Annotated in this window: 22 protein-coding genes and 1 tRNA gene; 10 read left to right on the plus strand and 13 right to left on the minus strand. The window is 40.5% G+C overall.

The genetic code is table 11. From position 1 onward, the window contains the following. Positions 1 to 2: 2 nt before the first annotated feature. The 3 genes from G626_RS16140 to G626_RS0109810 all read right to left on the minus strand — a co-directional run bounded on the left by G626_RS16140 (position 3) and on the right by G626_RS0109810 (position 3,774). Positions 3 to 803: a transketolase gene (locus G626_RS16140; protein ID WP_022932611.1), complete on the minus strand. Its 801-nt coding sequence runs from the start codon at positions 801 to 803 to the stop codon at positions 3 to 5. Then, a complete protein-coding gene (gmd, locus tag G626_RS0109805; protein ID WP_022932612.1) occupies positions 796 to 1,842 on the minus strand; it encodes a GDP-mannose 4,6-dehydratase in 1,047 nt (348 codons plus the stop codon). Before gmd ends, G626_RS16140 begins: the two co-directional genes overlap by 8 nt. Positions 1,843 to 2,058: 216 nt before the next feature. Continuing rightward, positions 2,059 to 3,774: a CotH kinase family protein gene (locus G626_RS0109810; RefSeq protein ID WP_022932613.1), complete on the minus strand. Its 1,716-nt coding sequence runs from the start codon at positions 3,772 to 3,774 to the stop codon at positions 2,059 to 2,061. A 346-nt stretch (positions 3,775 to 4,120) separates the two neighbouring features. On the opposite strand from G626_RS0109810, the gene G626_RS0109815 reads away from it, so the two are divergent. Further along, a complete protein-coding gene (locus G626_RS0109815; RefSeq protein WP_027727104.1) occupies positions 4,121 to 4,303 on the plus strand; it encodes a hypothetical protein in 183 nt (60 codons plus the stop codon). A gap of 65 nt (positions 4,304 to 4,368) precedes the next feature. On the opposite strand, the gene G626_RS0109820 is transcribed toward G626_RS0109815, so the two are convergent. The 5 genes from G626_RS0109820 to G626_RS0109840 form a co-directional block, all read right to left on the minus strand. Next, on the minus strand, positions 4,369 to 4,944 hold the full coding sequence (locus G626_RS0109820) for a hypothetical protein (protein WP_022932614.1): 576 nt from the start codon (positions 4,942 to 4,944) through the stop codon (positions 4,369 to 4,371). Between the two features lie 2 nt (positions 4,945 to 4,946). Further along, positions 4,947 to 5,174: a hypothetical protein gene (locus G626_RS0109825; RefSeq protein WP_022932615.1), complete on the minus strand. Its 228-nt coding sequence runs from the start codon at positions 5,172 to 5,174 to the stop codon at positions 4,947 to 4,949. A gap of 109 nt (positions 5,175 to 5,283) precedes the next feature. After that, complete coding sequence (locus G626_RS18385; protein ID WP_081647522.1) at positions 5,284 to 5,490, minus strand: HTH domain-containing protein; 207 nt, start codon at positions 5,488 to 5,490, stop codon at positions 5,284 to 5,286. Continuing rightward, a complete protein-coding gene (locus tag G626_RS0109835) occupies positions 5,487 to 5,738 on the minus strand; it encodes a hypothetical protein (protein WP_022932617.1) in 252 nt (83 codons plus the stop codon). The genes G626_RS18385 and G626_RS0109835 overlap by 4 nt, the downstream gene beginning before the upstream one ends. A gap of 17 nt (positions 5,739 to 5,755) precedes the next feature. Further along, complete coding sequence (locus G626_RS0109840; RefSeq protein ID WP_022932618.1) at positions 5,756 to 6,082, minus strand: hypothetical protein; 327 nt, start codon at positions 6,080 to 6,082, stop codon at positions 5,756 to 5,758. Positions 6,083 to 6,423: 341 nt separating this feature from the next. On the opposite strand from G626_RS0109840, the gene loaP reads away from it, so the two are divergent. Further along, positions 6,424 to 6,948: an antiterminator LoaP gene (gene loaP / locus G626_RS0109845; protein WP_022932619.1), complete on the plus strand. Its 525-nt coding sequence runs from the start codon at positions 6,424 to 6,426 to the stop codon at positions 6,946 to 6,948. A 26-nt stretch (positions 6,949 to 6,974) separates the two neighbouring features. Here the strand turns inward: loaP and G626_RS0109850 are convergent, their stop codons facing one another. Further along, positions 6,975 to 7,817 (minus strand): PHP domain-containing protein, encoded by an 843-nt coding sequence (locus G626_RS0109850; protein WP_022932620.1) that lies wholly within the window; start codon positions 7,815 to 7,817, stop codon positions 6,975 to 6,977. 84 nt (positions 7,818 to 7,901) lie between these two features. Here G626_RS0109850 and G626_RS17935 point away from each other — a divergent pair, with 84 nt between their 5' ends. The 6 genes from G626_RS17935 to G626_RS0109880 all read left to right on the plus strand — a co-directional run bounded on the left by G626_RS17935 (position 7,902) and on the right by G626_RS0109880 (position 11,830). After that, on the plus strand, positions 7,902 to 9,152 hold the full coding sequence (locus G626_RS17935) for a Crp/Fnr family transcriptional regulator (protein ID WP_022932621.1): 1,251 nt from the start codon (positions 7,902 to 7,904) through the stop codon (positions 9,150 to 9,152). Between the two features lie 23 nt (positions 9,153 to 9,175). Beyond that, positions 9,176 to 9,248: transfer RNA gene (locus G626_RS0109860), tRNA-Thr, on the plus strand. Between the two features lie 94 nt (positions 9,249 to 9,342). Then, entirely contained in the window at positions 9,343 to 9,507 is a 165-nt protein-coding gene (locus G626_RS18115) for a hypothetical protein (protein WP_022932622.1), read from the plus strand. A gap of 26 nt (positions 9,508 to 9,533) precedes the next feature. Next, the gene (locus G626_RS0109870) at positions 9,534 to 10,064 is read left to right on the plus strand and encodes a hypothetical protein (RefSeq protein WP_156003286.1); all 531 of its coding nucleotides are present in this window, start codon (positions 9,534 to 9,536) and stop codon (positions 10,062 to 10,064) included. 111 nt (positions 10,065 to 10,175) lie between these two features. After that, entirely contained in the window at positions 10,176 to 10,526 is a 351-nt protein-coding gene (locus tag G626_RS16145) for a helix-turn-helix domain-containing protein (RefSeq protein ID WP_022932624.1), read from the plus strand. Next, complete coding sequence (locus tag G626_RS0109880) at positions 10,523 to 11,830, plus strand: type II toxin-antitoxin system HipA family toxin (protein WP_022932625.1); 1,308 nt, start codon at positions 10,523 to 10,525, stop codon at positions 11,828 to 11,830. Before G626_RS16145 ends, G626_RS0109880 begins: the two co-directional genes overlap by 4 nt. A 29-nt stretch (positions 11,831 to 11,859) precedes the next feature. On the opposite strand, the gene G626_RS0109885 is transcribed toward G626_RS0109880, so the two are convergent. The 3 genes from G626_RS0109885 to pyrB form a co-directional block, all read right to left on the minus strand. Next, positions 11,860 to 13,395 carry a dihydroorotase gene (locus G626_RS0109885; RefSeq protein ID WP_022932626.1) on the minus strand — a complete coding sequence of 512 codons (1,536 nt, stop codon included), beginning with the start codon at positions 13,393 to 13,395 and terminating at the stop codon, positions 11,860 to 11,862. Between the two features lie 115 nt (positions 13,396 to 13,510). Continuing rightward, the gene (locus tag G626_RS0109890) at positions 13,511 to 13,948 is read right to left on the minus strand and encodes an aspartate carbamoyltransferase regulatory subunit (RefSeq protein ID WP_022932627.1); all 438 of its coding nucleotides are present in this window, start codon (positions 13,946 to 13,948) and stop codon (positions 13,511 to 13,513) included. An 85-nt stretch (positions 13,949 to 14,033) separates the two neighbouring features. Continuing rightward, on the minus strand, positions 14,034 to 14,960 hold the full coding sequence (gene pyrB / locus G626_RS0109895) for an aspartate carbamoyltransferase (RefSeq protein ID WP_022932628.1): 927 nt from the start codon (positions 14,958 to 14,960) through the stop codon (positions 14,034 to 14,036). 124 nt (positions 14,961 to 15,084) lie between these two features. Here pyrB and G626_RS0109900 point away from each other — a divergent pair, with 124 nt between their 5' ends. Next, a complete protein-coding gene (locus G626_RS0109900; RefSeq protein WP_022932629.1) occupies positions 15,085 to 15,342 on the plus strand; it encodes a hypothetical protein in 258 nt (85 codons plus the stop codon). Beyond that, on the plus strand, positions 15,326 to 15,751 hold the full coding sequence (locus G626_RS0109905; RefSeq protein WP_022932630.1) for a type II toxin-antitoxin system VapC family toxin: 426 nt from the start codon (positions 15,326 to 15,328) through the stop codon (positions 15,749 to 15,751). The genes G626_RS0109900 and G626_RS0109905 overlap by 17 nt, the downstream gene beginning before the upstream one ends. Positions 15,752 to 15,948: 197 nt before the next feature. On the opposite strand, the gene G626_RS0109910 is transcribed toward G626_RS0109905, so the two are convergent. Then, positions 15,949 to 16,250, minus strand: a 302-nt coding sequence (locus tag G626_RS0109910) for an IS3 family transposase (protein ID WP_027727106.1), incomplete at its 5' end; no start/stop codon positions are given.

Below are 16,250 nucleotides of genomic sequence, written 5' to 3' on the forward strand. Positions count from 1 at the left end.
AATTACACCTCCAGTTCCTTAATCAACATCTCTAATTCTTCATCATTTGGAGCGCGATGATGCCAGGCCGGATTGTTTTCAATTGAAGGACAGCCTTTACCCTTAATTGTATTTGCTATAATTGCAAATGGTTTTTCATGATTCTTTGAAGAAAGTTTTTCACGCAATTCTTTATGATTATGTCCATCTATAGAACATGTTTCCCAGCCAAATGCACTGAACTTTTCTTCCAAATCTCCCCATGCAATAGAACGTTCCAAAGAATGATTATAATCAACAATACAAGTAAGATTTTTTAATTTATGCTGACCTGCTAAAGTTATAGCTTCCCAAACACTTCCTTCATTAGCTTCTCCATCGCCAATTATACAAAAAACACGTTGAGTATCATTTTTGTAACTAAGCCCCATTGCCATTCCTACGGCAATAGGTAAGCCATGTCCTAATGAACCAGTGGAAGCTTCTACGCCAGGAACTTTATTACGATCTGGGTGTCCACCTAAGATACTATGAAATTTTGCAAATGTTGAAAGCTCACTTTTAGGAAAGAAACCAGCATCTGCAAGAATTGCATAAATACCAACAGCAGCATGACCTTTTCCAACAATCAGATAGTCCCTATCTTCTTTATATGGATTTTTTGGATCCACATTCAATATTCCATGATATAAAACATAAAGAATATCAAGAATTGAAAAAGCAGAAGGAATGTGACCTTCATGAGTATCATGACCAACTTGAAGAATTAATCTCTTCAAATCTTTTACATTTTGCAAATCAGAAGCAAAATCTTCATTAGCCATTCTTCTTAATCTCCGCAATATCAGATTTAATCATCATTGAAACCAATTCTTTCAAAGTTACTTTAGCTTTCCAACCAAGTTCTTTTTCTGCTTTTGCAGGATTTCCCCAAAGAAGATCTACTTCTGCTGGTCTGAAGAATTTTTTATCTACAGATACAAGAACTTTTCCAGTTTTTGCATCTATTCCTTTTTCATCTATACCAGAACCTTCCCAACGGATTTCAATTCCAACTTCTGCAAATGCAAGTTCAACAAACTCTCGTACTGTATGTGTTTCTCCAGAAGCAAGTACCCAATCACCAGGCTTATCCTGCTGAAGCATACGCCACATACCCTCAACATAATCACCAGCAAATCCCCAGTCACGCTTTGCATTCAAATTACCAAGAGTAAGTCTGTCAGATTTTCCTAAATAAATCTGCGCAACTTCATGTGTAATTTTACGAGTAACGAAGTTACGTCCACGACGCGGGCTTTCATGATTAAACAAAATACCATTACATGCAAACATTCCATATGATTCACGGTAGTTTACGGTTACCCAATATGAATATAGTTTTGCAGCTCCATATGGACTCTTAGGATAAAATGGAGTCTTTTCACTCTGAGGTGCAGTTTCTGGTAAACCACCAAAAAGTTCAGATGTTGAAGCCTGATAGAATTTTGTTTTCAAACCACTCTGCAAAATTGCGTCCAAAAGGCGGACAGTACCGGTTCCTGTACATTCAGCAGTATACTCAGGCACTTCAAATGAAATTGCAACATGTGACTGTGCTGCAAGATTGTAAACTTCATCAGGTTTAATTTCATTAATAAGACGAAGAAGACTATTAGAGTCTGTCATATCACCATAGTGAAGAAAGAATCTCTTACTCCATTCTGGATTATTTCTAATATGATCTATACGTTCTGTATTAATTGTACTCTGGCGTCTTTTAATACCATGAACTTCATAACCTTTCTCAAGTAATAATTCAGCAAGGTAAGACCCATCTTGCCCCGTAATACCCGTAATCAGGGCACATTTTTTTTCTCCCATATGAAAATATTCCTCCAAAAAAAACAGAGTTAAAATAATACTAAAAGCGGACTTTTTCCGTTTAAGAAACAGAAGAGGCGCAAAAGGATGGTGCTACGCATACTGCCGAAACAAGTTATACGCCTCAATCATCCGCTGTAGGCTGCAATATAGCAGTATCGTATATTATAGAGTATTTATATAGTAAAAACAATTAGGTTTTAAGAAAATTATTATTTAGTTAAAATAGTTTATCGCATTATCAAGCCACATATATCTCAGATTACACCAGTCAATAAGATATTGAACTTCACTTTGATATGTAGCTCGAGTTTCACACCCCGCAGCATTAGGCCATACATAAGTTCCTAAAATTGGCCACTTTTTATAATTATATTCTGCCGAGGTTGCATTAACATCTGCGAGATTCTGAAGGCCTGTATTAATTGATGTATACAAGTCTGATTTTTTCGTATTCCACCGGGATTTTACGTTTGCGACAAAATCTTCATCTTCAAACATACGTGAAATCCAATTTGTAATAGTGCCAATTTTAGCTATTTTCACATACCAACCTTCAGGATTTTCACAACTAGTTGTATTTACATCGTTAGTATAATTTACATTACCAAACCCTATATCAAAATCCCAATTTGGTCCAAAATGAATTTTTGAGTCGAAAGGAGAATAAATCATATACATAGATAACAAAAAGGGAGCATCGACATTTTTTGCAAATTCATTTATCAAATACAAGTCAATCACAGAATCTTCATCAATATATTTACGCCAGCCTTCAGTTGAATCTTCAAACTTGTCGCCATATAAAACATCTTCTGCTGTTTGAACAACACTTTGAATTCTTGTTTTTACATCATCTGAAACTTCATCCGGATCTTTTAGCGTTACAGGTACACCTAAAGTTGTATCAAACCAGAAATCAGCATCGTGGCGGGCATCTATTTCCAAAACAAATCCACCATCTTCAAGATCTTTTACACCATCACTATTTGCATCTGTTACTTTATTTGCCTTATTAGCAGCTAACTTTTCTTCAACATCTGCAATATCCTGAACATCAATTCTTCCGCTTCCAATAGTATTCTTTTCGCAAAATGTATAATTTCCAAGATACTCACCATTAAAAACTACATCGACATTCACAAAAATGGGATTCCACTCTGCATTAAATATTTCTGTTCCCAAAATTGAAGCATATTTATTTCGAAGCAGTGTTTTGTCAGAATAATTTGCAACTATGCACCATTTTTTAGATTCCGGTAAACCGAAAAAGCTCTGTTTTTTATCAAACTTTATATTATAGCCTTTTTTGGGCATGTTCCAGCTAGAGTTTCCACGTCCCTTTATTCCTTCTTTATTTTTCTCAAACGTATATTCAACTGTAGTAATCCCCTCTCCCATCAGCTTAAATGTTCCTAGCACATATTCTTCCCTCGTTATTGCACTTATTGGCACATCTCCAGTATTCAAATATAGTGTTGGCAAACCTGTATAAGCTGCATAAAAGGCTGTAGTATGAGAATTTGTTTTGACACCTGAATCGCCGTTATCTGGAATTGTGTTTGTTACTGTGCAGAAATAATAACGGATTTCTTTTTCTATAAAATCTTCTGTTGTATATGTAGCAGCAGTTGCACCTTCGATAGCAACTTTATTTTCTTCGTTGCCATCTGAACTTGTATACCACTGATAAGTTATTGTACCGTCTACTGATTCTGCATTACAGGTAAAAGTTACACCAGACCTATCGGGGGATATTAGCATTGTTTGACCCACAAAAAGTTCAGGAGCATCTGCATTTATAGGAGCAACTTCTTCAACCTCTGAAATTATTTCTTCTTCAACAATAATATCTATTTCATCACCTGTTGATTGATTACATCCTGCAAATAAGAAAAGGCAACCAATTATCCCCAAAATTAATTTCTTCATATTTACGTCTCCCCCAGAAATTATGATATTACACTACAAATTAATTTCATAATTCTGTTTGTCTAATCCTAACAAAGATTAATACAAAAGTAATTTTTCTAGCTGGAAGATAACAAAATATTATTATAGAGGGAAAATTTTGTTTATTTGTCCACGTAGCAGGCTATGGAGCAACGAGCAGAGTCGGAGTGACTTAGATTCTGAAACAAGTTCAGAATGACGGGAGTCGTGGACAGGGTGGTTTCGATACGCCCTTCGGGCACTCAACCACCGTAAGGTACGTACCTGGCGGGCCTGATGCAAATGTTAAGAATTTCACATTTTTTTCCAAATACACTCCCGTTTTTTGAATTTGACGATTGAATCAAAACACGACAATTTACGTGAAGACATTGTTTACACTGCTGAATCAGATTATGCAATCTGGACACCTGGGAATCCGATGAATCCATATCGTCATACCGGTTATGGCAAAACTGTAGAAGAAGCTGTTTTTGAAGCATTATCAACTTTCAACGAAGACAAATAAGTACAGTTATAATTATAACATTTTTCGTTATTTTTATTCTTCGCATGTGCGAATTAAAGAAAAGTCTATAGAATTGAGAACAGAATCGTTACAACTACACTGCTAATAATACCAGCAAGGACACCAAGCCAGAAATTTGCATTAAAATGAAAGAAAGATTGCTTTTCTGCCCAATGGAGTTTTTCAGGATTAAAGAACTTATCTTCAAAAGAATCTATTAGAACTGAAACATGACTCCATTCCTGCAAGGCCAGTTCTGTATCCATTTTTCCTTCGTTTAATCTGGCTTCTTTTGCAATTTTGAAAATTTCGGCTTTTGCCTGTATAAAATCTGCAAGATACTGACCATTATCTATAATTCGCAAATCAGCTTTTTTACGATAAATTTTTGAAACATCATCATTAAAGTATTTAAGTTTCAGCTTAAATGCATCCAGACAACCACGCTTTAAATGAGAATAAGCTTTTTGTGACTGAAGCTCTTCTGATTCATTATCTATATGAATTCGTTTTAAGTGATCAAAGGCAGAGTTTATTTCGAATAAAAGTTCAACCGGTAGAGTATTGTTTTTGGCTTCGATTTCGCTATAAATTACCTTAACGGTATTATTATAAAACTCATAAACTTCCTGTTCTGTCATAGTTACCTTAAAATTTTGTCAATTTCGGCATTCAAAGCGTTTGAGGTAATGAGGCTATCTCTCAAAACGTTTCCTCGACCGATAACAGGAAATTCTGATGTAAAAGAGAATGGCTTTTTATTTTTCTTTTCTAAATAAGAGCGGAATTTTTCTGGGCTGATTGCTTTTATCTGGGTCAGTGTTAAGCCTGTAACCTTTTCGGCATTTTTTTCAACTTTTGAAAAAAACATAAAAATCATCCTCCTTGCTTATTGTACTTATAGTATAAGATCCTGGATAAAAAATGTCAATTTTAACTACGCAGTAGGCAATGGAGGGAGAAAATTGTTGTGAATAAGGTTATTCTACCAGTTCCCAATGCCCGCCTTTATCTGGACCGACACGTCGAATGCACCCTCTTGCCTGTAACTGTGCAATCTGTTTAGCTACAGCACGACGCGATATTTCAAGTAAATCTGCCATTTCCTGCGTAGTTATTTTGCTATTTTCCTGTATCAATTCGAGTATTTTCTGTGAACTTTTCTGTGAACTTTTCTGTGAATCTATATCACTGTTACCATTTTATATGTATTTATATAAACAAAATTTTTTACTTCACCATTAACTAAACGTCGTACATGACAACCATCGTTATCTTCTTTTTCTTGTGGATAATACAAAACTGTGCAGTACTGATCTAAAAGCGAAAATACACCATCCCTTAGAAGATATTCTGATTGTATTTTTTCTTGAGTAATAAATAAACTTATTGAATTTATTACAGACTGCGGAAGAGAGTTTATTGATTCCAACACTTACAACTCCTACAGAACTAACAAAGAGCCTCTTTTATATCTACATAGGAATCGATAATATCTAAGATTTCATTACAATTATCTTGTGAACTAAAAGAACTCATGCAATGAACTATATCTCTATAAGAATCTTGATTTTTATAATTTATTAAATCTTCAATTGGAACTGAAAGTGTAGAAGCAACAGTTTTTAACTGTACTGGTGTTAAAGAAAGTTTACCATAAAACAAACGGTCTAAATCTAATCTAGAAAAATTTAATTTTGAGCATAATTCAGACATGAGAGTGTCATTATTCTTAGTAAGTGACATAATTCTATAACCAAGATCTCTTAAACTCGCCATTGATTTTCTCCTATTTAAGATTTGCTTTCAAGAAAAGTTCTTATATTATATTCGGTTTATTTAGTTATTGCAATAACAATAAAATGCAGTAGGCAATGTAGCAACGAGCGAGGTTGTTTCAACAACCTCGCGAGGCAACCGGAGGCGGCGGATTTCGCCGCCGAGGATGCTGACCGTAAGGGAATTGCGGAACTGCCGACCCCGGCAGACGCAGATGCGGCTGCCGGGGGACTGCCCGAAAGGACAGGTGGTTTCGATACGCCCTTCGGGCTACTCAACCACCGTGGGGGACGTTCTGGCGGGCTACTCAACCACCGGCAATTTCGTTATAATCATCTCCAATGCAGTACTACATTCTCCAGGTAGCCACAGGCCGCGAGCAAATCTTTGTTGATAACGTAAAAAAGCTTGCTCCGCAGCTGGCGCAAAAGCATAATTTTATTTACCTCACCCGGGAGCTTACTATAAGGCGGCAGGGGAAGATTCTGCGGGAGCTGCAGCCTATGTTTCCTTCTTACATTATTATGCAGACGACCAGTGAGGTGGATTCTTTTACGCTGGCGGCCCTGAAGAAGATTCCGGATTTTTATCACTTTTTGAACAGCAATACTGATATTGTGCCTTTGGGTGACCGGGACCTGCAGATTATTCAGCATTTTCTGGGGCTGGGGCCTAAGATTGGGCAGTCGCTTGTGCGCTTTGACGAAAACGACCGCATTGTGGTTATTGAAGGCCCCCTTAAGGGCATTGAAGGCAGCATTATAAAAGTAGACAAGCGCAAGCAGAGGGCAAAGATCCGCGTAGACTTTGGCGGCACAGCACATACCATGGACTTGAGCTTTGAGGATATAAGTAAGAAGGATTAGATCCCGAAACAAGTTCGGGATGACCGTTACTGCATAACCTTCAGCAGCTCTTCGAAATAATACTTATCTTCAATCTTCTTGCCGCCGCAGGTGTGGCCGAGTCTTCGGTCGGAGCGGATTTTTTCGCCGTGGAAGTCGCTGCCGGCTGTGATGATAAAGCCGATTTTGCGGCCCAGTTCTTCTAAGCGCAGGCATTCGGTGACGCGGGCGCCGGGGTGAAAAGCTTCTATGCCCATTACGCCTTTTTCGTAGCAGTCTTTGAGGAAGTCTGGCAGGCGGCCCCAGGAAAGGTATAGCGACATTGGGTGGGCTACGACCGGCACGGCGCCGCTTTCTCTCAGGGCTACTATTGCTTCGTCCAGATTTGTGCAGACTCTTGGTACGTACCATTTGCGGCCGCGGGCAAGATACTGGTCAAAGGCTTGCTGTCTTGTTTTTACAACTCCGTGCTTTACCAGCTCTGCGGCAAAGTGAGGGCGGCCTATTACGGTACCCGGAAAATCAGCTTGAAGCTCTTCTACTGTGAGAGGCACCCCGTCCTGATTCATTTTTTCTATTATCTGGGCGTTGCGGTCGTTTCGGTTTTTGATTACGTTTTCAACTATATTAATGAGGGATGGAAAGGGAGTTTTTATCCCCAGGCCCAAAAGATGAAACTCCCCGGTTGGAAAAGTGATGTTGAGTTCTATACCGGGCACAACTGTGACGCCTAGCTCACGGCCGGCTGCCTTTGCCTCTTCCAGCCCTGCTACTGTGTCGTGATCTGTAATTGCAATGGCTTTTAAGTTTTTTTCGGCTGCTTTCCCGATTATCTGGGCCGGGCTGTACTGGCCGTCTGATGCGGTGGTATGAACGTGCAAATCTATCATAAGATTATAATAGCATTTTTTTTAAATGTGTGATACAATATAGAGATAGTAGGAATACTGTATTTAAAGGGGTTGTATAAAAGTATGCCAAAAGCGATGCAATATACAAAAGGGTCTATCATCTATTTTGAGGGAGACCACGACGAGCGCATTTTTATTATGCAGCAGGGAGCTGTTCTTTTAACCAGCACTGATATTGAGTCTGGACAGCCGGTTGCAGAGCAGGTTAAAAGCGGTGAGTTTTTTGGTGTTAAGTCTGCTCTTGGTCACTTCCGCCGCGAAGAAACTGCTACGGCCCTCGTTCCTACTGTTGCCGTTGCCCTTACAATTCAGGAATTTGAAATCCTCTTTAGTAACAATAAAGCCCTGATTATGAAGATGCTCCGCGTATTTTCTAATCAGCTGCGCCAGATTCATAAAAAGACTGAATCTATCTTAAACAATGTTCAGGCTGATCAGCAGTCTGGTATGCTTGCAGTAGCAAAAAGTTTCTATGATGAAGAGCAGTTCCGTTCTGCCTGCGACGTTTACATGAAGTTCATGAAGCGTTACCCTAACAGCCCTCAGATGGCTGATGTACAGAAAAAATATCAGGATGCCAAACTGCGTGCAGATAAGCTTGCGGCTGTAAACCGCGGCACTCCTGTTGATTATGATGATGACGGCTCTTCTTCTTCCCTCAAGCTTTTCCAGCTGCCGGCTTTTGAGCGTTTTGCCAAGACCTACGAGCCTGGCGAGGTTATTATTGCTGAATACGAGCCTGGCGACAGTTTCTATCTTATTCAGAGCGGCCGTGTTCAGCTTGTAAAATGCGTAAACGGCAGCAAAAAGAATCTTGATGTTCTTAAGCCTGGTGAATTCTTTGGTGAAATGGCTATTCTGGACAACTCTGCCCGCTCGGCTACCTGTATGGCGGCCGGCAATGTAAAGTGTCTGGAATTCAATAAAGAAAACTTTGAGCTTTTGATTACCGGCAACCCTCAGATGGCTCTGCTGCTTCTTAAGCTTTTCTGTAAGCGTATTTACGACCAGAAGCGCCGCTTTAAGATTCTTGTTATTAAAGATTTGACAGCCCGCATTGCAGATGTTTTTATGCTTCTTGATGAGATGAATCCGGTAATGAACGAGGCCGAAAAACAGCGCCGCTTTAACGTTACCATTTCTGATGTTGCGCACTGGGCCGGCCTTAGCGCCGAAGTTACCCGCGACGAAATCAACAAGTTCGTAGAGCGCCGCAAGATTGAAGTTTACGACAACTACATGATTGTCCTCAACATCAACGACATGAAGCGCACCGTAGACACCCGCGGCGGCGCAAGAAGCGCAGGACTCTAATCCTTAACAAAATCCGAATATCCGCCGACTTAGCTCACCCGGTAGAGCAGCACCCTCGTAACGTGCAGGTAGTCAGTTCGAGTCTGACAGTCGGCTATTTATATCAAATCTGACACAAGATATAATTTCATTGACAATTCAAACTATTTAACATACTATACATATAAATCGAAGAAAAAGGAGGCAGCATATGCATAAACAAAATGTAGTTGGAATTGTTTTTCGTGGACCAGAAGGGAAAAAAGCCATAATGCAGATTATGCGTGCAAAGACTCCTAAAAAAGATCCAGACTTAGAAAAACGCATGAGGGCATTTGAGGAAGCTGTAAGAAACGGATTGTTTGAAAAGAAATGAAAGGCTTTGATTTTTATATTGAACAATTGTCAGATGAATTGAATTCCTATGAACAGAAAATGTTCAGAGTTCAACATGATGAAACTCAGTTAGTAACATACTTAAAAAAATTTTCTAAGAAACATCAAGCTTCAAATGTAAACAAAATCTACTTAGTAAGATACTCATCAACAGGTCAAATAGCCGCTTGGTTTGGACTAAAAGCTGCAACCTTACCATATAACGATATTGGAGACTCATTTTTAATTCCTGCAATAGAATTAACTCATTTTGCAGTTGATGAAAGATTCAAAAATCCAAATCCTGAATCCTCTATCAAAACCGGTGAATACATTTTCTGGAACTTCATCCTTCCTATTGTACAAGACGTTTCCAACAAAGTAGCCTGTAAGGCATTATTTGTATTTGCAATTGATACTCCAAAACTTGTGAAATATTACAAAAATGTCCTTAAGTTCAAAGAAATTACCAATACAAATGAAAAACAATTCTTTGAATATGCAGCTCCGGATTACGATGAAGGATGCAGATTTTTGTATTATCCTTTATCTGTATAGTTTTTATATTTCGTAATTTTTGGCGAATTACACCATATTAATATTATATCTCATCACATTTGGCGAATAATAAATTTGACATATTTTTCTTCTTGTGTTACGATTCTAATCATGACCATGAAAGCAGACTGTACAGATGACCAGCTCTTAAAAGAATTCGGCGAAAGAATAAAAGCAAACCGAATCCGTTCCGGTTTTACACAGGAAGAACTTTCAAAGCAAAGTGGAGTAGCAAAAAGAACAATAGAAAGAACCGAAAAAGGCGAAAGTATTCAGTTCTTAAATGTAGTTAAAATCCTTCGTGCCCTTGGTCATTTAGACTCACTTGAACTGCTTTTACCTTCACTGGAAAAAACACCTTTTGAGTATATTAAATCACCAAAAGTGGAAAAACGGCAGCGATATCGCCATGTGGCAGAACAGAAGCCTGCTTACGGCTTTAAATGGGGAGATGAAGAATGATTAGTACAGCACTTGTAAAGCTTTGGGGAACAGTCATAGGTGCAGTCTCTCTTGATGACACAAAGAGATCTACTGCCTTTGAATATGATTCATCTTTTCTTTCAAGTGGAATTGAAGTTTCGCCTATAGTTATGCCCTTAAAAAAGGGAGTGTACACTTTTCCCTCTCTTTCTTATGAAAGTTTTCATGGTCTTCCCGGACTTCTTTCAGATTCTTTGCCGGATAAATTTGGAAATGAACTTATTAATGTATGGCTGGCAAAACAGGGACGTCTCCCGGAATCTTTTAACGCAGTGGAAAGACTTTGCTATACCGGCACCCGCGGAATGGGAGCCCTGGAATACGAACCTGCAGTTTCTTCCCTTGTCGAAGAATCCAGTCAGATACAGGTTTCGGAGCTGGTCGAACTGGCTTCAATGGTGCTTTCCAATAGAAAAAATCTGAAAGTTGTTTTGGAAGAATGTGATAAAAAAAGGCTTTCAGAATCCCTTAAACATATAATAAGCATGGGAACCTCTGCCGGCGGTGCCAGAGCAAAAGCTCTTATTGCCTGGAATCCAAAAACAAATGAAGTTCGTTCCGGTCAGATAGAAACAAATTCTGATTTTGAATACTGGCTTATGAAGTTCAGCGGTGTTAGCGGTAATAAAGATAAAGAAGATGAAGATCTGGCTGATTTTGGAATGATTGAATATGCTTATTACCTTATGGCAATTGACTGCGGAATAAACATGATGCACTGCCGCCTGCTAAATGATGGCAAAAACCATCATTTTATGACAAAACGTTTTGACCGTACTGCAGAAGGAAAAAAGCTTCATATGCAGTCTCTGGCGGCAATTGGTCATTTTGATTTTAATGCGGCAGGAACTACAAGTTATGAACAGTGTTTTACTATATTAAATACTCTGGGCCTTGGACATCACGAAAAACTGGATATGTTTCGCCGTATGGTATTTAATGTGGCGGCCTGTAATTGTGATGACCATGTAAAAAATATTTCCTTTTTAATGGACAAGAGCGGGAAATGGACTCTGGCACCGGCTTACGATGTTTCTTTTGCCTACAATCCGGATGGCGCATGGACCAGTTCTCATCAGATGTCAATAAATGGAAAGAGAAAAAATATAGCGGCCTCAGACTTTGATACCTGTGCCAGAATCGCAGGACTGAAAAATGCAGAGGCAAAGGCTGTCGTAAGTGAAGTTTGTACATCTCTTTCACATTGGAAAGAATTTGCTGCTACAGCGGGTGTAACAGGCGAGAGAGCAGAGGCAATTGCAGGTCTTCAGGGGATAAAGTAAAAAATTAAAAAAAGTTGGACCCGAAATGATTACGACTCAAACACCAGTCTGCCGTCTATGAAGAGGTATTTTACTTTGCCTGCCAGGGTGCGGCCTTCGAATGGGGTGGCCTTGCCCTTGCTGTAGAAGAGCCTGCTGTCTACGGTCCATTCTTCGTCTGGGTCTAAAAGAGTGAGGTCGGCGTCGTAGCCGGGACGAAGGATGCCTTTTTGCAGGCCGAGCAGGCGGGCCGGCTGGGCAGACATGAGCTGGCTCAGGCGGCGTGGATTAAACTGATTGTCTTTTACAAGGACCGAGTTGCATACGGCGTAGGCTGTTTCAAGGCCGGTAAAGCCCGGAGCGCCTGCGGCCTTGTCGTCTAATGTGTGTGGTGCGTGGTCTGTGGAAATTACGTCTACGGTGCCGTCGCGGAGGGCTTCAAGAAGTGCTACGCGGTCGTCTTCGCTGCGGAGCGGCGGATTTACCAGAGCCCGGATATAAGGCTCGTCTGTGCCGCAGAGGGCTAAGTGATGTGGTGTAACTTCGCAGCTTACTGCAAAACCGCCGTTTGTTGTTGTGCGCGGATTTGGCACCGGCTGATATTTTTCTCCCTCTTCAAATGCCTGATAAGCTGCATCTGCTTCGTCTGCGTTATAATCAGCTTCGTCATCATAAAGCTCATTTTTTGCCTCGCGTACGGCGTTGATGGAAACCGCTGTACTTACGTGTGCAATGTGAACGTGGCAATCAGCCTGTTTTGCAAGCATGATGTTTCTTACTGTGGCTACGTCTTCGGCCAGGGCGAGAATCTCGTTTGCCTTTGTAAGGGCTAAGTCTATGCGGTCCAGGGCTTCGGCGTTCTCTTCATCATCCGGGTCAAAATCTTCGTCACCGGTTCCCCAGGCAGAAAGCCCTACCCCTTTCATAATTTCCAGAGCCTCGGCACGGAAAGGCTTTGCCTGAGCACCGAGAGTCATATCTTCTGAGTGGCAGCTTACAATTATGCCCTTCTCTGCGGCCTTGGTCATTCCCTCCAGCATAACGGCTGAGGCTGGAACGTCGCGGCCGTCTTCTGTAATTACCGGTACGTATTTTTTTTCTACAAAATCAAGATGGCTTGTGTCCTCGCCGCCAAAGTCGCGGCTGATACTTACAGTCTGAAAAAGATGTGTGAGCCCGATGGCGGCGGCTTCGCGTTCTATCTTCATTGCCATTTCCATTGAGGAAACAACCGGGTTCGTGTTAGGCATGGCTACTATGGTGCCGTAGCCGCCGGCCGCCGCAGCGTGAAGGCCGGAGTTCAGGTCTTCTTTCTGTGTTTGTCCCGGATAACGGAGATGCACGTGCATGTCGATAAAGGCCGGGGTAAGGGTGAGTCCGTGAGCATTAAAGAGTTCTATAGGGCACTTTTCTTCAAGCCCGTCTTCTGTAAGCACGGCGCGCGCCATTTTTTCCAGGGTCTCTGAGTTTGTATAATAGCCCTGAAAAACCGAGCGGATTTTTGCGTCCATAACAAGTACGGCCCCCGGGGTGTCCATACTCTCGTCTAAAAGTCGTGCGTTATAAATTAAAGTAATTTTGCTCATAAGGACTCCTTACTAACATGTCATTGTCGGGCTTGACCCGACAATCCAGACATCACCGTGTTGTTTAGATTCCCGTGTCAAGCACGGGAATGACACTAATCGCACGGGAATGACATTATCTTCTCTCACTTCCTGCCAGGTAAAGTGTATCGCAGTACTCGCAGCGGTAAACGCCCTTTGCCTTGTCTGTAAGCAGGAAGGTCGGTTTTACGTAGTGCTCGGTCTGGGTGATGCAGCGCGGGTTCTTGCACTTGAAAACTCCCTGCACGCGGCTAGGAAGTTCCATATTGATTTTGCGTACGATTTTTTCGTTTTCGATTACGTTTACGCAGATATCCGGGTCAATAAAGCCGAGTACTGAATAATCGATATTGATGATGTTATCGATTTTTATGATATCTTTTTTTCCTGATTTTTCTGAATGCACATTCTGAATCAGGCAGGATGTAAATGGTGCCTTGTCCAGGCCAAGCCACTGATAGATTTCCCAGCCCGAACCGGCATGAATGTGGTCAATTACAAGTCCGTTTTTTATTGTGTTTACGTTTAACATTTTATTCCATCCTTATACAATGTGGTTTCGACAAGCTCAACCACCGGTGGTTGAGTGATGCGAAGCATCGTATCGAAACCACCAGTTATTCAATTGCTCCTGTAAGCTTAGCAATTAATGCCATTCTAGCGTACATACCATATTTTACCTGTTTGAAATATGCAGCTCTTGGGTCCTCATCTACCTCCGGTGTAATTTCGTTTACACGTGGAAGCGGATGAAGGACAATCATATTCTTGCGGGCAAGCTTCATTTTTTCAGAATCGAGAATGTAGCTGTCCTTAAGGCGGATGTAATCCTGCTCGTTGAAGAAGCGCTCCTTTTGAACGCGGGTCATGTAAAGCACGTCGAGCTGGTCGATTACGGCGTCGAGGCTTTCTACAATTTCGTACTGAACACCGGCCGGCTCGAGAACGTTTGTAATGAGGTAGTCCGGAACGCTGAGCTCCTTTGGGCTTATAAAGATGTATTTATTTCCCTTGAAATGGCGGAGGGCTTCGGCAAGAGAATGAACGGTGCGGCCAAACTTAAGGTCGCCACAAAAGCCTACTGTGTGATTTTCGAGGCCACCCAGCAGCTGGCGGATTGTTACCAGGTCTGTAAGGGTCTGGGTCGGGTGGTAGTGGCCGCCGTCTCCCGCGTTGATAATCGGGCAGGCTGAATATTTGCTTGCAAGCAGGGCCGCTCCCTCTTTTGGAGTTCGCATTGCAATTACATCGGCATAGCTTGAAACTACGCGGATTGTGTCGGCAAGTGTCTCGCCCTTTACTGTGGAAGTGTTGTCGGCATCGGAAAAGCCTTCTACCGAACCGCCCAGTCGCAGCATGGCCGCCTCAAAGCTGAGCCTTGTTCTGGTGCTTGGCTCAAAAAAAAGTGTCGCAAGAATTTTCCCGCGACACACATCTTGAAATGATTTAGGATCAACAATAATCTGCTCAGCCAAAGAACAAATTTCTTCGATTTCTGAAACCGAAAGATCATCCGGCTGAATTAAATGACGACCAGTTAGCATTGGTTACCCCTTTTTGATTTTTGTTATTTTAGCAAAAATCACGGGGTGTTACAATATAAAATATTTGACACAAAAGTCAAAAAACATGTTATATTATAAATACAAATTATATGGCGGTGTAACTATGTTAGGAATGCCTGCAAGAGCACAAGCAAAACGTCTCATTGATTATATTCCAGATGATAAACTTGCATCTATCGTTAATTACCTTCAGAAATTCACAACCTCAAAACCTTCTGCAACATCTATAAATGCTGAAAAAAAGGCCGCATATGAAGCCTTGCTCGCCGAGGTTAAACCTATAAAAGGAAAGCCTCTCAGTTTAAACGGTCAGGATGAAGTAGCCGACATCATTATGAGGAAATATGAAGGCCTTAATTGATACGAATATTGTTTTAGATTTTCTTTGCAAACGCGAAGAATTCTACGAAGACGCTAATATCATTTTTCAGCATTGTTTCTCTGATGTTGATGGAATAATCGCAGGTCACACAGTTTCAAATCTCTTTTACATTCTAAGATGCCGTTATGAATTTACACTTGAAGAATGCAGAACGAAAATCCGAAATCTCTGCACCCTTCTGGATGTAGCAGATATAAACAAAGATGTAATTTTATCAGCTCTCGACAATGAATCATTTTCTGATTTGGAAGATTCCCTGCAAAATGAATGTGCAAAAGCAACTGATATAGATTATATCGTAACCCGCAATCTAGATGATTTTAAGGATACTACAATTCCTGTTATTGGACCTAAAGATTTTATTGAGATTGTAAGAAAACAGAAATAAATAATTATGACTGATAACAGTTCCCTGTGGAAGAAAAAGCTCATGATGTTACACTGAAAAGTCTTTCTTTACAAATTCAAGAATTACAAAAATCTATAGAAGAATTGAAAAGGGAAAAATAATTACTTCTGTGTAAGAGTAGATAAATAAAGCCGCCGTAGTCCTTTGAAGTGCACCCAAGAAATTGGACACTTTAACTAGGCTGATTTTAAGGACTGATTCCTAAATTGTAAAGGGGTCAGTCCTTTGAATTTAACCTTAATTCTTTTTTCGTTGTACCAAGTAAGATACTCTATTAGTTCTTTCTTGAAATGCTCTACAGATTCAAACTCCTGCAAATATAAAAGTTCTGATTTTAATAGTCCAAAGAAATTTTCCATTACAGAATTATCAAGACAGTTTCCTTTTCTGGACATACTTTGTCTTATTCCTTTCTTTTTCAAACGTTCCCTGTAATTGTACATCTGGTACTGCCATCCTTGATCTGAATGTAAAATCA

The organism is Treponema bryantii NK4A124, assembly GCF_000421345.1.
In the GTDB taxonomy this organism is placed as follows: domain Bacteria; phylum Spirochaetota; class Spirochaetia; order Treponematales; family Treponemataceae; genus Treponema_D; species Treponema_D bryantii_B.

What these genes read in the sequence shown, in the direction of transcription:
- G626_RS16140 (WP_022932611.1), bottom strand. Translation starts at nt 803, where the DNA reads ATGGCTAATGAAGATTTTGCTTCTGATTTGCAAAATGTAAAAGATTTG.
- gmd (WP_022932612.1), bottom strand. Translation starts at nt 1,842, where the DNA reads ATGGGAGAAAAAAAATGTGCCCTGATTACGGGTATTACGGGGCAAGAT.
- G626_RS0109810 (WP_022932613.1), bottom strand. Translation starts at nt 3,774, where the DNA reads ATGAAGAAATTAATTTTGGGGATAATTGGTTGCCTTTTCTTATTTGCA.
- G626_RS0109820 (WP_022932614.1), bottom strand. Translation starts at nt 4,944, where the DNA reads ATGACAGAACAGGAAGTTTATGAGTTTTATAATAATACCGTTAAGGTA.
- G626_RS0109825 (WP_022932615.1), bottom strand. Translation starts at nt 5,174, where the DNA reads ATGTTTTTTTCAAAAGTTGAAAAAAATGCCGAAAAGGTTACAGGCTTA.
- G626_RS0109840 (WP_022932618.1), bottom strand. Translation starts at nt 6,082, where the DNA reads ATGGCGAGTTTAAGAGATCTTGGTTATAGAATTATGTCACTTACTAAG.
- loaP (WP_022932619.1), top strand. Translation starts at nt 6,424, where the DNA reads ATGCAGTACTACATTCTCCAGGTAGCCACAGGCCGCGAGCAAATCTTT.
- G626_RS0109850 (WP_022932620.1), bottom strand. Translation starts at nt 7,817, where the DNA reads ATGATAGATTTGCACGTTCATACCACCGCATCAGACGGCCAGTACAGC.
- G626_RS17935 (WP_022932621.1), top strand. Translation starts at nt 7,902, where the DNA reads ATGCCAAAAGCGATGCAATATACAAAAGGGTCTATCATCTATTTTGAG.
- G626_RS18115 (WP_022932622.1), top strand. Translation starts at nt 9,343, where the DNA reads ATGCATAAACAAAATGTAGTTGGAATTGTTTTTCGTGGACCAGAAGGG.
- G626_RS16145 (WP_022932624.1), top strand. Translation starts at nt 10,176, where the DNA reads ATGACCATGAAAGCAGACTGTACAGATGACCAGCTCTTAAAAGAATTC.
- G626_RS0109880 (WP_022932625.1), top strand. Translation starts at nt 10,523, where the DNA reads ATGATTAGTACAGCACTTGTAAAGCTTTGGGGAACAGTCATAGGTGCA.
- G626_RS0109885 (WP_022932626.1), bottom strand. Translation starts at nt 13,395, where the DNA reads ATGAGCAAAATTACTTTAATTTATAACGCACGACTTTTAGACGAGAGT.
- G626_RS0109890 (WP_022932627.1), bottom strand. Translation starts at nt 13,948, where the DNA reads ATGTTAAACGTAAACACAATAAAAAACGGACTTGTAATTGACCACATT.
- pyrB (WP_022932628.1), bottom strand. Translation starts at nt 14,960, where the DNA reads ATGCTAACTGGTCGTCATTTAATTCAGCCGGATGATCTTTCGGTTTCA.
- G626_RS0109900 (WP_022932629.1), top strand. Translation starts at nt 15,085, where the DNA reads ATGTTAGGAATGCCTGCAAGAGCACAAGCAAAACGTCTCATTGATTAT.
- G626_RS0109905 (WP_022932630.1), top strand. Translation starts at nt 15,326, where the DNA reads ATGAAGGCCTTAATTGATACGAATATTGTTTTAGATTTTCTTTGCAAA.